This is a genomic window from Rhodococcus sp. NPDC060176 (assembly GCF_042728675.1).
Taxonomy (GTDB): Bacteria; Actinomycetota; Actinomycetes; order Mycobacteriales; family Mycobacteriaceae; genus Rhodococcus_F.
The window spans coordinates 1,109,093-1,122,668 of sequence record NZ_JBHWYS010000001.1; the positions used below are offsets into that span (position 1 = coordinate 1,109,093).

Below are 13,576 nucleotides of genomic sequence, written 5' to 3' on the forward strand. Positions count from 1 at the left end.
CCGTCAACTGCGCTGAGACCGTCGGCGATCGACTGACAGATGGAGACACGATGACTGCCCTGCACACTGCAGACAGCCACGATTTGATCCGCGTGCAAGGTGCGCGGGTGAACAATCTCGAAGACATCAGTGTCGAGATCCCGAAGCGGAGGCTGACGGTATTCACCGGCGTCTCCGGTTCGGGGAAGAGTTCGCTGGTGTTCAGTACGATCGCCGCGGAATCGCAGCGGATGATCAACGAGACCTACAGCGCTTTCGTTCAAGGATTCATGCCGACGCTCGCGCGGCCGGACGTCGATGTTCTCGACGGCCTGACCACCGCGATCATCGTCGATCAGCAGCGGATGGGAGTCGACCCGCGCTCGACCGTCGGAACCGCCACAGACGCCAACGCGATGCTCCGCATCCTGTTCAGCCGTCTCGGAAAGCCTCACATCGGTTCGCCTCAGGCGTTTTCATTCAACGTGGCCTCGATCTCCGGAGCAGGCGCGGTCACGATGGAACGCGGCGGACGTCAGACGAAAGAGCGTCGCAGCTTCAAGATCACCGGCGGCATGTGTCCGCGGTGTGAGGGACGAGGGGCGGTCAACGATTTCGATCTGACCGCGTTATACGACGACACCAAGTCGCTCAACGAGAGTGCGATCACGGTGCCCGGTTACAGCATGGAGGGTTGGTACGGCCGGATCTATCGCGGCTGCGGTTTCTTCGATCCCGACAAGCCGATCAAGAAGTACACGAAGAAAGAACTGAACGACCTTCTCTACAAAGAGCCGACCAAGATCAAGGTCGAAGGAATCAACCTGACGTACACGGGTCTGATTCCGCAGATTCAGAAGTCGTTCCTGGCCAAGGACGTCGACGCGATGCAGCCCCACATCCGGGCTTTCGTCGAGCGCGCGATCACGTTCACCACCTGCCCCGAATGCGACGGCACGCGACTGAGCGAGGGGGCGCGGTCGTCGAAGATCAAGGGCGTCAACATCGCCGACGCCTGCTCGATGCAGATCAGTGATCTCGCGGAATGGGTCAGCGGACTGAAGGAACCTTCGGTCGCGCCGTTGCTCACGACGCTCGGTGAAACGCTCGACTCGTTCGTGGAGATCGGGCTCGGCTACCTCAGCCTCGATCGGCCGTCGGGAACCCTCTCCGGCGGTGAAGCTCAGCGCACCAAGATGATTCGTCACCTGGGTTCCTCGCTCACCGACATCACGTATGTATTCGACGAGCCCACCACCGGTCTGCATCCGCACGACATCGCGAGGATGAACGACCTACTGCTGCGTCTGCGGGACAAGGGCAACACGGTGCTCGTGGTCGAGCACAAGCCGGAGACGATCGTGATCGCCGACCACATCGTCGACCTCGGTCCGGGCGCGGGTAGCGCCGGCGGGAACGTCTGCTTCGAGGGCACCGTCGACGGGTTGCGTGCCAGCGACACCGTCACCGGCCGTCACTTCGACGACCGGGCCGCAATCAAGGAGACCGTGCGCGAGTCCACTGGCGCAATCGAGATTCGTGGAGCGAACTCGCACAACCTGCAGGACGTCGACGTCGACGTACCGCTGGGCGTACTGGTCGTGGTCACCGGTGTCGCCGGGTCGGGCAAGAGTTCGCTGATCCACGGCTCACTCGCGAAACGCGAAGACGTGGTGTCGGTCGATCAGAGCGCGATCCGTGGCTCGCGTCGGAGCAACCCGGCAACGTACACCGGGCTGCTCGACCCGATCCGCAAGGCATTCGCGAAGGCCAACGGCGTGAAGCCGGCGCTGTTCAGTGCCAACTCCGAGGGCGCCTGCCCGACGTGCAACGGCAACGGTGTCATCTACAGCGACCTGGCGATGATGGCCGGCGTTGCCACTCTCTGCGAAGAGTGCGAGGGCAAGCGCTTCCAAGCCGAGGTACTCGAATACAAATTCGGTGGCAAGGACATCAACGAGGTTCTCACGATGTCGGTGGCCGAGGCCGAGGAGTTCTTCGGCGACGGTGAGGCCAAGACCCTCGCTGCGCACAAGATCCTTGTCCGACTGGCCGATGTGGGGCTCGGATACCTCACGATCGGCCAGCCGCTGACGACGCTGTCGGGTGGTGAGCGTCAGCGCATCAAGCTGGCAACGCACCTGGGCGAGAAGGGCGGTGTGTACGTCCTCGACGAGCCGACCACCGGACTGCACCTGGCCGACGTCGAGCAGTTGCTCGGCCTGCTCGATCGACTCGTCGATTCCGGCAAGTCAGTCATCGTCATCGAGCACCACCAAGCGGTGATGGCGCACGCCGACTGGATCATCGACCTCGGCCCTGGTGCCGGTCACGACGGCGGTCGGATCGTCTTCGAGGGCACTCCCGAGGAACTGGTCGCCGACGGATCCACCCTCACCGGAAAGCACCTCGCGGCATACGTCGGCGGCTGACCTGGCTCCTACCTCAGGCGTCGATACCCAGGTTGATGACGGCGAGGTAGGAACCGTCCGACTGCTTTTCGACGGTCATGAGGCCGGTGTCGTCGTAGATGCCGTCACTGGCGTTGTTCGTGTTGTTCTCACGACCGGTGTGCTCGCTGTACGGGGACTGCGAGTACACCTCGTCGAGGAGCGTCTCGTCGAAGAAGGTCTGCGACGTGAGGACCGTTTTCTTGTCGATGTGCACCTTGACGTGGATGTGGGTCGTGCGGCCCATGTACCAGCCGGGGAAGATCGTGGTGAACTGCGCGATGCCGTTTGCATCGGTGGTCTGGGCCCCGCGTAGGTAGGTGCCGTCGTCGGTGGTGGTGGCTTCGGTGTCGCCGACGCTGTACGAACCGTCCGACGTCTCACCGGAACCACCCATGCCGCCGCCCGTCCCGCCGGGTGCGCCTGACGGAGGTTCGCCCATTCCGCCTCCGGGTGCACCTGACGGAGGTTCCCCCATGCCGCCGGCCGGGAGAGTTTCGCCGCCACCGCCGCCGTTGGCGCTCAGGGAACCGGATTCGAATCCGGAGTACACCCCCCCGGCGTCGCAGTGCCAGATCTCGACGACGGCGTTACCGACCGCGCCGATACTGCCGTCGGCGTTGCACTGGCTGTTGTCCTGCACGCGCATCGCCACCTGCAGCGTGGTGCCCGGACGGTCCTCGCGGATGTCGCCGCGAATGGAGTCGACGTCGAACCAGTAGGGGCCCTGTGTCTCTTCCTTGCTCATGACGCACTGCGGTGCCTTGGCCAGAAGTGCGGTCACGGCGTCGCCGGACGTGGCCGCAGCGGAAGTGCCGGAAGCTGTTGTCGTTGATGCGGCCGCAGCCGAAGTCGTCGTGGCGGTACCACTGTTACCGGAACACGCTGCGATGAGCCCGCCCAGGCTGATGGTTCCGCCGAGTGCGAGGGCCCGTCGACGGCTCACGCGTAGCCGGCTTGCTTCGATGTCTTTGTTCACGCCGCTGTACCTCCATTGTGTGGGCTGTTGTCTCAATGGTGGACGGGCGACCTGGTTCGGAACTGGTTATCCGCTGTGAACTTGCTGGGAGAGCATTTGAATGCTCGAGGTGGCACGCACGTAGACCTGTCCGCCGGCGTCGACGATGCGAGTTTCGATCAGTGCGAGCCTGCGCCCGGCACGAATCACGACGGCCTCGGCGCGCATGATCGGCCCACCGATGTCGGGGGAGCGCAGGAAGTCGATCTTGTGGTCGAGGACGCGATAATCCTGATCGACGCTGGTCAGCGTCTGCGCTGCCAGACCGGTGATGGCATCGACCGCCGAGATGAGGACACCTCCCTGAACGGCGCCCAACGGGTTGGCCATCCAGGCGACCGGGGCGAACTCGCCTACGACGGAACCCGGGGTCACGTCGACGACCGCAAGATCGAGGAGCCCGGCGAGCGGACCGCGTTCGAGTTTGCCGTCGCGGATTCCTTCGACGACGTCGGACCCGGACAACCCGCTCAGGTTGCTTGTCTTCTCCGGCGTCGGGACGGGCAGCGGCTCGCCCTCCACGTAGTCGTCGATTCCCACGACGGGAGGACGCGAGACCACCATGGCGCGGCCGGCCATCACTGCCAGGAGCGAGCCGTTCTCGTCGCGAAGTTGACCGGACGCGAGCCCGACGCCGTCGTCGAGATGCACGAGTGTGCCGGTGGCGCCGACGTCGGCGACAGCGGGGATGTCGGCGCCTGCACTGACTGTGACCTGCGCGAGCACGGACTGATGGCCCGAGGTCAGTCCCGAGTACACCGCGCCGCCCATGGCACCGTCGATCATGACTCCGATGGAACCGAGCACGGTCTTGCCACGGTGATCGTGGAATCGCTCGCCGACGGCCTGCGCGAAGGCCAGGTCCCCGGGCACGACCGACACGGCGCGCACACCCATCAACGTGTTGAGGGGGTCAAGTTTCTTGACGGGCGCGGCGGAGTTGTCGATGCTCATGCGTCGAGTATCTCCAGCGCACCCAGTCTTGCCGAGACCGGGTCTCAACCACCGATACGTGAATGCATCTCCCAGACGAGGACTTCGGCCCCGGCGTCGGAGGTCAGTTGCTGCCCACCCGAATCGCTCAACCGGACGGCATCACCCTCGTACAGTGTGCCGACGCCCTCCATCTCGGCAGTACCCTGCGCGACGAAGACGTGCAGGAACGGTGCGCTGGGAAGATGTACCGAGGTGCCGGGGAGAATGCGCGCGACGTGCATGGCGGCATTCTTGTTGTTGATGCGAATCGCCGAATGATCCTTGTAGCGGCCCATTCCGGAGGCAACCGGGATCAGGCCGCCGCGCAGCAATTCGTCGTCGATCTCGAGTTGTTCGTACCCGGGAGTGAGTCCACCTTCGTCCGGGACCACCCACATCTGGATGAAATGCACGGGGTCGGAATGCTGTTCGCCGCCAATACGCCACGAATCGTTCTTCTCACTGTGCATGATTCCGGTACCGGCGCTCATGCGCTGGGCGAGCCCCGGATAGATGACGCCGGTGTGGCCGATGGAATCCTGGTGCACGAGTGAACCGCGAAGCACCCACGTCACGATTTCCATGTCCTTGTGCGGATGGGTGTCGAAGCCGGTTCCCGCCAGTACGGTGTCGTCGTTGTTGACGAGAAGCAATCCGTGATGGGTGTTGTCGGGGTCGTAGTGCTGTCCGAACGAGAACGAATGTTTCGAATCCAGCCAGGAGACGCGGGATTTCAAACGATCACCGGAGCGGTGCACATCGATGTGCGGTGTCGTCCGTGGGGCCTGTGCTCGACCAGATGCCATGGCTCCTCCTTCTGTGCCACCGGGATCCATCACTGCCGGATCCACCACTACCGGAATCCACCCTACGACGAACCTGCTGTGTAGTCCGAGCATTGGGCGTACTCGGTGGTGTCGTCAGTTCGTCGACGCGTGCATCTCCCACACGAGTATCTCCGCATCGTCGATCCCCTCGACTCGTTGACCACCAGTATCCTTGAGACGCAACGAATCTCCCGGACCGAGCAATCCGACTCCCTCGACGTCGACAGTGCCACTGGCAATGAAGCCGTGCACGTACGGTGCGTCCGGCAGGAATACCGACCCGCCGGTCTCGAGGCGTGCAACATGAAGGGCCGCATGTTTGTTGTGCAGGCTTATCGCGCTGTGATCACGATGCGCGGGCATCCCCGACGCCAGGGTGATCAGGCCACCGGCGTCGAGCTCGGTGTTGATGTCGAGTTCCTGATAGCTCGGAGTCACTCCGGATTCGTCCGGCGGTATCCACATCTGGACGAGGTGAACGGGTTCGGTGACACGTGAGCCGTCGGCCCGGAAGCGGTCGTTGCGCTCGGAGTGCAGGATTCCGGTACCGGCGCTCATTCTTTGCGCGAGGCCTCGATGGATGACTCCGGAGTGCCCAGCGGAATCCTGGTGAACCAGGGATCCGCTGAGCACCCACGTCACGATCTCGGTGTCGCGGTGCTGATGAGTGTCGAAACCGTAGTCGGCTTCGATGATGTCGTCGTTGTTCACCAACAGAAGTCCGTGCGCGTACGCGGCGTGATCGAAGTTTCCGGCGAAGGGGAAACTGTGACGCGCCGTGAGCCAGCCGTAGTTCAGATGCGCACGTTCGTCAGCTCGTTGGACGACTATCGACGACATGTCAGCTCAGCGTCTCGTGTGCCGCCGGGATGGATCCCAGGCGTCCGGCCTGGAAGTCCTCGAAAGCCTGCATGACCTCGGACTTGGTGTTCATGACGAACGGCCCGGCCATGGCGATGGGTTCGCGGATCGGCTTACCGCCGAGGATGAAGACCTCGAGGGATTCGGTCCGTGAATCCTGGCGATCGGAAGCGGCGACGGTGATGGAGTCACCACGTCCGAAGACAGCTGTCTGTCCGACGCGAATGGGCCGACGCTCGGCCCCGACCGTGCCTTCGCCGGCGAGCACGTAGACGATCGCGTTGAACTCGGGGTTCCACGGAAGCGTCAGGCTCGCACCCGGGGCCACAGTCGTGTGGGAGAGCGCGATCGGTGTGTACGTCGAACCGGGTCCGGCGTGGCCGGCGATGTCTCCGGCGATGACGCGTACCAAGGCTCCGCCGTCCGGCGAGGAAAGCAGGGCCACCTTGTTACCGGTGATGTCCTGGTACCGCGGAGATGCCATCTTGTTGTCGCGAGGCAGGTTGACCCACAGTTGGACGCCGTGGAAAAGGCCGCCGCTGAGGACGAGGTGCTCCGGCGGAGTTTCGATGTGGAGGATGCCGCCACCCGCGGTCATCCACTGGGTGTCGCCGCCGCCGATAATGCCGCCGCCACCGTTGGAGTCCTGGTGCTCCATGATGCCGTCGATCATGTAGGTCACGGTTTCGAAGCCGCGGTGCGGGTGCCACGGTGTGCCCTTGGGTTCTCCGGGTGCGTAGTTGACTTCGCCCATCTGGTCCATGTGGATGAAGGGATCGAGGGCGGAGAGGTCGATGCCAGCGAAGGCGCGGTGAACGGGAAAGCCTTCACCTTCGTATCCGACCGGTGCGGTGGTGATGCTCTTGACGGGGCGGTCGACTGCTGACTCTGCCGGCTCGTCGAGACGGGGCAGGGCCAAGATGTTCTCGACTGTCACAGCAGGCATGTCGTACTCCTTGTATCCGTGAAGCTGATGTCAGGTAGTTGATTGTTCAACTATCTCATCAGGAGTCAACAAAGTCGAGCCCCGGGTATTCCCGCGGCTCGACTGGTGTTCGGATCAGCCTGGTGTCTGGATCAGCGCAACATGCTGCCCAGGGTCTTTGCAGCTGCCATGACCTCGGCGCCCAGCGCTGCTTGGTCCTCGGAGTCGAAGACGGAAATTCCGAGGCTGGAGATGGCGTCGCGGCGTCGGCCGGGGATCACCGCCGAGATTCCCAGGACGGACGGGATGACCTCGCCGACGGTCACTGCGTAGCCGCGTGCGCGCGCCGCCGTCACTTCCTCTCGTTCCTCGCTCGTCGGCGGGAGTGAGGCAAGGATGGAGAGCCCGGCGGAGCCGCGGTCGATCGGATCGACCTGCCCTGGATGAAACGCGACGTGAACCTTGGCGCTGCGCGGTTCGACCACCATCAGCGCGCGCACTTCGGTTTCGCTCTCGCGGACCACCAGGTGCGCTGTCGCCTCGGTGGCCTCGGCGAGTTCTTGAAGTATCGGGCGAGCGAGAGTGCGCAAATCCTGTTCCACCGGTTCGGCGAGGGTGACCAGGCCGGCGCCGAGAGTGACGCGCTTGAAGGAGTCCTTGCGGCACAGGTGATGAGCCTCGAGTGTGCGGATCAACCGATGTGCGACGGTTCGGTGGACTCCCACTCCGTCGGCGATGTCGGTGACCGACAAGCCGTGCGGATAGGACGTCAGGAGTTCCAAGATCTCGAGTCCGTGGTGCAGCGTTTTCGACATGCTCGAGTCCACTTGAACTGCACTTTTGCGCGGTCGGTGTTCCTCGCTCAGCTCTGACATCAAATCCCTTTCTTGACGTTTGTGAGGTATGCCACCTACGCTTTGAATATATCGCACAGTGTGTGCGATTATCGCACACTTTACGAAGCTGCACAACCTTCGGGTGGATGCAGCGCAGCGTGTTCGGAGAGAACCTTCATGAGCAACTACCGCGTCGTGGCAACGGAGGACGTTGTCGCAATCCATCAGCTGTACGGCCACCAGAGTCATTGCATAGACTCTGGGCGCCAGCAGGATTGGGCGCAGACATTCACCGAAGGCGGTGAGTTTCATTCCCCCAGTTATCCGGAACCAGTGGTCGGTTTCGACGACCTTGCGGCTTTTGCTGCTCGCTTCTGCGCTGCGGCCGAAGCTGCCGACGAGGTGCATCGTCACGTTCTGACCAATCTCGTCGTCGAGGCGGTGGACGAGAGTGCTCTGGCAGTGCGCGGGTACCTGCAGATCGTTGCCACCGCTCGCGGCGGCGAGTCGCGACTGGTACGGATGACGACTGTCGCTGATCGCGTGGTTCGCGTCGGTGCGGAGTGGAAAATCGCCCGCCGCACCGTCTTCCGTGACGACGCGCCCCGAGCATCCGAACAAGCGTGAAGTGCCGAAATGTTTCTTGCACAACAATATTCAGTAGGAGAAGTTCATCATGACCGAAAGCTCTGACCAGACGAACCCGGGCCGCACCGTAGTGACGCAGATGTCGGCGGTGTACCCGGAGTTGGCAGGCAAGGTCGCAGTGGTGACCGGCGCGGCCCAGGGAATGGGTGCGACGTTCGCCGAAGGACTGGCAACGCGCGGCGTACATGTCGTCGGCGCCGACATCAACGAAGAGCAGATGCTCGCCACGGCCGCACGAATCAACACGAACCTGGAGTCGAATGCACTGGCGGACAAGCCGGGTCGCGTCGTCGGAGTTCGGGTCGACGTCACCAAGCCGGACGAGCACGAACTGCTTGCCCAGTTGGCGCTGAAGGAGTTCGGCCGGGTTGATTTTTGGATCAACAATGCGGGAATCTTCCCGTTCGCACTGGCCGAGGAGATCACCCCGGAACAGATCGGGGCTACGTTGAGCGTCAATGTCGAAGGAGTGCTCTACGGCGCTCAGGCCGCGGCGCGGCACCTCGGTCCCGGCGGCGCCATCGTCAACATGTCCTCGGTGTCGGCGCTGCGTGTGCGAAAGGGGAGAGGGGCATACTGCACGTCGAAGGCTGCCGTCGCGCACCTCACGGAGTCTCTTGCAGTGGAGTTCGGCGACAAGGGTATTCGGGTCAACTCCATTGCGCCCGGTTACATCGACACGGCGATGACGAAGTGGGTCCAGGAAGATCCGACCGCGCTCGCGAACGCACTCGACGCGGTACCGCTGCATCGTCTGGGCTCGCCCGAAGAGGTCTTCGGCCCGCTGCTGTTCCTGCTCTCGGACAGCGCGCGCTACGTCACCGGGCACAGCATTGCGGTGGACGGTGGTTCGCGGCATGTCTGAGTCCATGAAATATCCCGGCGTCGTTCTCGTTACCGGCGGTGCTGCCGGGATGGGAGCGCATCACGCGCGCACGCTCGCCGCGCGCGGTTCGCATGTCTGCATTGCCGATGTTTCGGATTCATCCGGCGTGGTCGACGAGATTGTCTCCGCCGGCGGATCGGCGTCCGCTCACCTTCTCGACGTCACCGATGCCGATGCCTGGGACCGGGTTGTCGACGAAATTCGCACCACTCGTGGGGAACTCGGCGGACTGGTCAACAACGCCGGCATCTCGCGTCGGCTCGAATTCATGGACACCCCGAACGACATCTGGGAGCTGACCATGAAGATCAACCTCTTCGGCCCGTTCTACGGTATGAAGGCGGTGGCGCCGCTGATGCGCGAGAGTGGTGGCGGATCGATCGTCAACATCTCGTCCATCGCCGGTCAGATCGGATACTTCTCTCCGGCTTACTCGTCGAGCAAGTGGGGTCTGACGGGTCTGTCGAAGTCGGCCGCAGGCAACTTCGCGCAGTGGGGGATTCGCGTCAACTCGGTGCACCCGGGACTGGTCGGTACGGCGCTGCTCGGCGGCGCGAACGACTTCGTCGCCGCGTCCCTGAAGTCGGTTCCCTTCGGACGCATGGGAACTCTCGACGAGATCACCGAAGCAGTGCTGTTCCTGCTCTCGAACAGTTCGACCTACACCACCGGTACGGAACTCACTGTCGACGGCGGGTTGGTGTCGAACGGTCTTTACCACCGCATCATCGCGGAGACTGGAGAACTTTCATGACCGAGCACTGGGACGTCGTTGTCATCGGTGGCGGCGGAGCCGGTCTCGCCGCTGCGGTGTCGGCAGCTGAAGAAGGCGCATCCGTTCTGCTGTTCGAATCCGAAACCGAACTCGGTGGATCCACCGCGCTGTCGGCCGGCATCTTCACGGCCGCCGGAACGAGCGTCCAGGCCGGCCTCGGCGTCGACGACTCGGCAGAGAAGTTCTTCCAGCACTACATGGACCTCAACCAGTGGATGCTCTCACCCGGATTGATTCGTGCGTTCTGCGAAAACGCCGGTCCGACACTGGAATGGCTCATCGGACTCGGCGTCGAGATTCCCGCGGCGATCTCGGGTAACGCTCACCAGCCGGGACTCGCCCAAGCCGGCGTCGAGGACGTCTGGCGCGGCCACGTGCCCAAGGATCAGGGATACGGACTGATTCAGGTGCTGGACAAGGCTCGTCGTAAGCACGGGATCGAGGTCATCTTCGGAACACGGGTGCAGAAGCTGATCGAGGAAGACGGTCGGGTTGTCGGCGTTGTCGCCGACGACATCGAGGTGCCTGCGGGCGCCGTCGTTGTTGCCTCCGGTGGATTCGCGCAAGATCCGGGTTTGGTTGAACGCCACTTCCCGGACGCGAACAAGGCTGGGGACGCGTTGTTCGTCGTCGCGGCGGCGGGTAGCCGCGGAGATCACCTTCGCTTTGCCGAGGACCTCGGGGCTTCGGTGGCCGGCGACGGCTGGGGCTTGATGCTGCCCACCGTCTACTTCCAGCGATTCCATCACTGGCAGGCCGGTTTTCCGCCGAAGTCACGGATCTACGTCAACCAGGACGGCCGACGATTCATGGACGAGGACAGCTCGTACGCCGTCTCGACCGGCATCATCGACCATCAGGGTGGATACGGATGGATGATCTTCGACGAGAACGCTCGCGTGAATCTGGCTCCGGGATATGCAGATTGGAATCCCGAACGCATCGAGGAAGAAGTTGTTGCCGGTGGCACGATTCGTGCGGACACGATCGAAGACCTCGCAGTGGCAACGGGTGTTCCGGTTGCGACGTTGACGCAAACCCTGCGTCGATGGAACGAGCAACTGCCCAGCGGTCGCGACGACGACTTCCTTCGCCATCGCACGTTGCGGAACAAGGGCGCTGTCGGCAACCCGGATCCTATTGCGACAGCACCGTTCTATGCCGCGAAAATCCTTCCGGCAGAGCTCGTCTGTACGCATGCGGGAATGGAGATCAACACGGATGCGGCCGTGCTCGGGCGCACCGGAGTACCGATCGAGGGTCTGTACGCGGCCGGTGAGGCGGGCGCCGGAATCCTCGGACTGAGATACGTGGGCGGCGGCAATGCAGTTGCCAACGCTTTGACCATGGGCCGCGTAGCGGGACGTAATGCGGCGAACTACACCAGGACCAGCGCTGAGCGCGCACCGGTCCATTCCATCGCGCACTCCTGACGTCCGACGTCTGCGCGGCACCGAATCCAGTCAGTATCCAATCCAGGCAGGGAACAACATGTCAGAGAATGAGACCATGGCGAGAGCCGAATCCACCGAGGGCAGCAGCGTGGCAACCGAACGACAGTCGACGACGAAGGTAATTCGCGCGGCCATCGTCGGTACCGTCGTCGAGTACTACGACTTCGGTATCTACGGGTATATGGCGACAACCATCGCCGCGCTGTTCTTCGTCTCCCACGACCCGAACGCAGCACTGCTCGGTACCTTCGCGGCATTCGCCGTGGCCTTCTTCCTACGTGTGCCAGGCGGAATCTTCTTCGGCCATATCGGCGACAAGTACGGCCGCAAGAACGCCTTGTCCTGGACCATCCTCCTGATGGTTCTGGCGACAGCAGGAATGGGCTTGCTGCCGACTTACGCCACGTTGGGTGTGTGGGCGACGTCCATCCTCGTTCTGGCTCGTTGCCTGCAGGGCTTCGCGGCCGGCGGTGAACTCGGCGGCGCCAACGCGTTCGTCTCCGAGTCCGCTCCCAAGCGGTGGCGTGCGACGCAGACGTCGATGGTCAATACCGGCACCTACCTGGGTTCGCTGGCAGCTTCACTCATGGCCCTCGGCTTGACGTCGGTGTTCTCGCAAGAGCAGATCCTCGAATGGGCTTGGCGTATCCCGTTCCTGCTCAGCCTGCTGATCGGTGGCATCGGTATCTGGATCCGTAGCCAGATGGAAGACACTCCACAGTTCGAAGAACTGCAGGACAAGGGTGAGACCAAGAAGCTTCCCATCCGGGAACTGCTCAGCACCTCCGGCGGCAGCGTCGTCAAGATCATCATGCTGGGCGCACTCATTACCGGTGGCTACTACATCGCCTCGGTGTATGCCGCGACTTACCTGCAGACCACTGGTGGTCATTCGTCACGGGTTGCGTTCCTTTCCACCTCCCTTGCACTGGTTCTCGGCGTCATCACCTTGCCGATCTCGGGATACATGGCAGACAAGTACGGGCGTCGACCGGTGCTGTTCGCCGGTAGCGCCGCCGCCGTGGTTCTCGGAATCCCGATGTTCATGATGATGGCCGGTTCCGGCATCTGGCAGGCTGTTGTCGGTCAGTCGGTGCTCTTCATCTGTGTTTCCGTCGTCAACGGTGCTTCGTACGTGACCTATGTCGAAATGCTGAAAGCATCTGTGCGGTACAGCGGTCTGGCATTGGGTAACAACGTCACCAACATGTTCCTCGGCGGCACCGCGCCTTTCATCGCCACCTATCTCATCAGCTTGACCGGTAATTCCCTCGCTCCGGCTGGATACTTCGTCTTCTGCGCCGTGATCACCCTTGTCACGGTCTTTTTCATCAAGGAGACCAAGGGTGTTGAACTGCAGGTTGATTGATCCTCGGGTAGAACAGGAGCCTGACCGTGTCCCTCGCTGACAAGCAAGAAATCGCCGAAGTTCTATATCGCTACGCTCGGGCCGTCGATCGGAAGGATTTCGACAGCGTGGCCCTCTGCTACTTCGACGACGCGATAGACAACCACGGTGGTTACATCGGAACCGTCGACGGGCTCATCGAAGACATGAAGCTCAGACACAAGACGATCGACTCGTCGATTCACTGCATTTCCAACATACTGATCGACGTCAACGGCGATGTCGCTCAGTGTGAGTCGTACTGCTTGTGCTTTCTGCGGCAAGAGCGTTCCGGTACGGATACGGTGCAGACGCTTGCGACGATCAAATGCCGTTACGTCGACAGGTTCGAAAGGCGCCATGGTGAATGGCGAATAGCCGATCGGATTGTCGTGTTCGACGAATCCCGTGAAGACGTGATCGAGAACATCCTGTCCACGGACTGGGTGACGCAACGTCGATCCTTCGACGATCCGGTGTACACCAGGACGCCTTGACCAGTAGTGCAGACGAAGGCCTTCACACACGATGTGTGTGAAGGCCTTTCGCCTGTTC

General features: G+C 62.5%; 13 protein-coding genes. 7 read left to right on the forward strand and 6 right to left on the reverse strand.

The genetic code is table 11. The annotated features are described in order from the left end of the window. Nucleotides 1-50: 50 nt before the first annotated feature. Nucleotides 51-2,411, forward strand: a complete 2,361-nt coding sequence (locus ACFWEM_RS05320; protein WP_378531751.1) for an ATP-binding cassette domain-containing protein — start codon at nucleotides 51-53, stop codon at nucleotides 2,409-2,411. A 13-nt stretch (nucleotides 2,412-2,424) separates the two neighbouring features. Here ACFWEM_RS05320 and ACFWEM_RS05325 read toward each other — a convergent pair whose 3' ends face one another. The 6 genes from ACFWEM_RS05325 to ACFWEM_RS05350 all read right to left on the reverse strand — a co-directional run bounded on the left by ACFWEM_RS05325 (nucleotide 2,425) and on the right by ACFWEM_RS05350 (nucleotide 7,910). Next, nucleotides 2,425-3,408: an intradiol ring-cleavage dioxygenase gene (locus tag ACFWEM_RS05325; protein ID WP_378531753.1), complete on the reverse strand. Its 984-nt coding sequence runs from the start codon at nucleotides 3,406-3,408 to the stop codon at nucleotides 2,425-2,427. 66 nt (nucleotides 3,409-3,474) lie between these two features. Next, nucleotides 3,475-4,401 (reverse strand): PaaI family thioesterase, encoded by a 927-nt coding sequence (locus ACFWEM_RS05330; RefSeq protein ID WP_378531755.1) that lies wholly within the window; start codon nucleotides 4,399-4,401, stop codon nucleotides 3,475-3,477. 44 nt (nucleotides 4,402-4,445) lie between these two features. Further along, a complete protein-coding gene (locus ACFWEM_RS05335; RefSeq protein WP_378531757.1) occupies nucleotides 4,446-5,228 on the reverse strand; it encodes a pirin family protein in 783 nt (260 codons plus the stop codon). Nucleotides 5,229-5,342: 114 nt separating this feature from the next. Beyond that, nucleotides 5,343-6,089, reverse strand: coding sequence for a pirin family protein (locus tag ACFWEM_RS05340; RefSeq protein ID WP_378531760.1), 747 nt, complete (start codon nucleotides 6,087-6,089; stop codon nucleotides 5,343-5,345). 1 nt (nucleotide 6,090) lies between these two features. Continuing rightward, nucleotides 6,091-7,056 (reverse strand): pirin family protein, encoded by a 966-nt coding sequence (locus ACFWEM_RS05345; protein WP_007731415.1) that lies wholly within the window; start codon nucleotides 7,054-7,056, stop codon nucleotides 6,091-6,093. 131 nt (nucleotides 7,057-7,187) lie between these two features. Next, nucleotides 7,188-7,910: an IclR family transcriptional regulator gene (locus tag ACFWEM_RS05350; RefSeq protein WP_378531762.1), complete on the reverse strand. Its 723-nt coding sequence runs from the start codon at nucleotides 7,908-7,910 to the stop codon at nucleotides 7,188-7,190. 138 nt (nucleotides 7,911-8,048) lie between these two features. On the opposite strand from ACFWEM_RS05350, the gene ACFWEM_RS05355 reads away from it, so the two are divergent. The 6 genes from ACFWEM_RS05355 to ACFWEM_RS05380 all read left to right on the forward strand — a co-directional run bounded on the left by ACFWEM_RS05355 (nucleotide 8,049) and on the right by ACFWEM_RS05380 (nucleotide 13,518). Beyond that, nucleotides 8,049-8,498: a nuclear transport factor 2 family protein gene (locus ACFWEM_RS05355; protein ID WP_378531764.1), complete on the forward strand. Its 450-nt coding sequence runs from the start codon at nucleotides 8,049-8,051 to the stop codon at nucleotides 8,496-8,498. Between the two features lie 49 nt (nucleotides 8,499-8,547). Continuing rightward, nucleotides 8,548-9,384 carry an SDR family NAD(P)-dependent oxidoreductase gene (locus ACFWEM_RS05360; protein WP_378531766.1) on the forward strand — a complete coding sequence of 279 codons (837 nt, stop codon included), beginning with the start codon at nucleotides 8,548-8,550 and terminating at the stop codon, nucleotides 9,382-9,384. Then, entirely contained in the window at nucleotides 9,377-10,159 is a 783-nt protein-coding gene (locus ACFWEM_RS05365; RefSeq protein ID WP_378531768.1) for an SDR family NAD(P)-dependent oxidoreductase, read from the forward strand. Before ACFWEM_RS05360 ends, ACFWEM_RS05365 begins: the two co-directional genes overlap by 8 nt. Next, the gene (locus tag ACFWEM_RS05370; RefSeq protein ID WP_378531770.1) at nucleotides 10,156-11,613 is read left to right on the forward strand and encodes an FAD-dependent oxidoreductase; all 1,458 of its coding nucleotides are present in this window, start codon (nucleotides 10,156-10,158) and stop codon (nucleotides 11,611-11,613) included. Before ACFWEM_RS05365 ends, ACFWEM_RS05370 begins: the two co-directional genes overlap by 4 nt. Nucleotides 11,614-11,689: 76 nt before the next feature. Beyond that, nucleotides 11,690-13,003, forward strand: coding sequence for an MFS transporter (locus tag ACFWEM_RS05375; RefSeq protein ID WP_317552316.1), 1,314 nt, complete (start codon nucleotides 11,690-11,692; stop codon nucleotides 13,001-13,003). A 26-nt stretch (nucleotides 13,004-13,029) separates the two neighbouring features. Next, on the forward strand, nucleotides 13,030-13,518 hold the full coding sequence (locus tag ACFWEM_RS05380) for a nuclear transport factor 2 family protein (RefSeq protein WP_378531772.1): 489 nt from the start codon (nucleotides 13,030-13,032) through the stop codon (nucleotides 13,516-13,518). Nucleotides 13,519-13,576 lie beyond the last annotated feature (58 nt).

Bases quoted from the DNA above. Each gene is read 5' to 3' on its own strand.
- ACFWEM_RS05355 (WP_378531764.1), top strand. From the start codon at position 8,049: ATGAGCAACTACCGCGTCGTGGCAACGGAGGACGTTGTCGCAATCCAT.
- ACFWEM_RS05375 (WP_317552316.1), top strand. From the start codon at position 11,690: ATGGCGAGAGCCGAATCCACCGAGGGCAGCAGCGTGGCAACCGAACGA.
- ACFWEM_RS05330 (WP_378531755.1), bottom strand. From the start codon at position 4,401: ATGAGCATCGACAACTCCGCCGCGCCCGTCAAGAAACTTGACCCCCTC.
- ACFWEM_RS05345 (WP_007731415.1), bottom strand. From the start codon at position 7,056: ATGCCTGCTGTGACAGTCGAGAACATCTTGGCCCTGCCCCGTCTCGAC.
- ACFWEM_RS05320 (WP_378531751.1), top strand. From the start codon at position 51: ATGACTGCCCTGCACACTGCAGACAGCCACGATTTGATCCGCGTGCAA.
- ACFWEM_RS05340 (WP_378531760.1), bottom strand. From the start codon at position 6,089: ATGTCGTCGATAGTCGTCCAACGAGCTGACGAACGTGCGCATCTGAAC.
- ACFWEM_RS05370 (WP_378531770.1), top strand. From the start codon at position 10,156: ATGACCGAGCACTGGGACGTCGTTGTCATCGGTGGCGGCGGAGCCGGT.
- ACFWEM_RS05360 (WP_378531766.1), top strand. From the start codon at position 8,548: ATGACCGAAAGCTCTGACCAGACGAACCCGGGCCGCACCGTAGTGACG.
- ACFWEM_RS05335 (WP_378531757.1), bottom strand. From the start codon at position 5,228: ATGGCATCTGGTCGAGCACAGGCCCCACGGACGACACCGCACATCGAT.
- ACFWEM_RS05365 (WP_378531768.1), top strand. From the start codon at position 9,377: ATGTCTGAGTCCATGAAATATCCCGGCGTCGTTCTCGTTACCGGCGGT.
- ACFWEM_RS05350 (WP_378531762.1), bottom strand. From the start codon at position 7,910: ATGTCAGAGCTGAGCGAGGAACACCGACCGCGCAAAAGTGCAGTTCAA.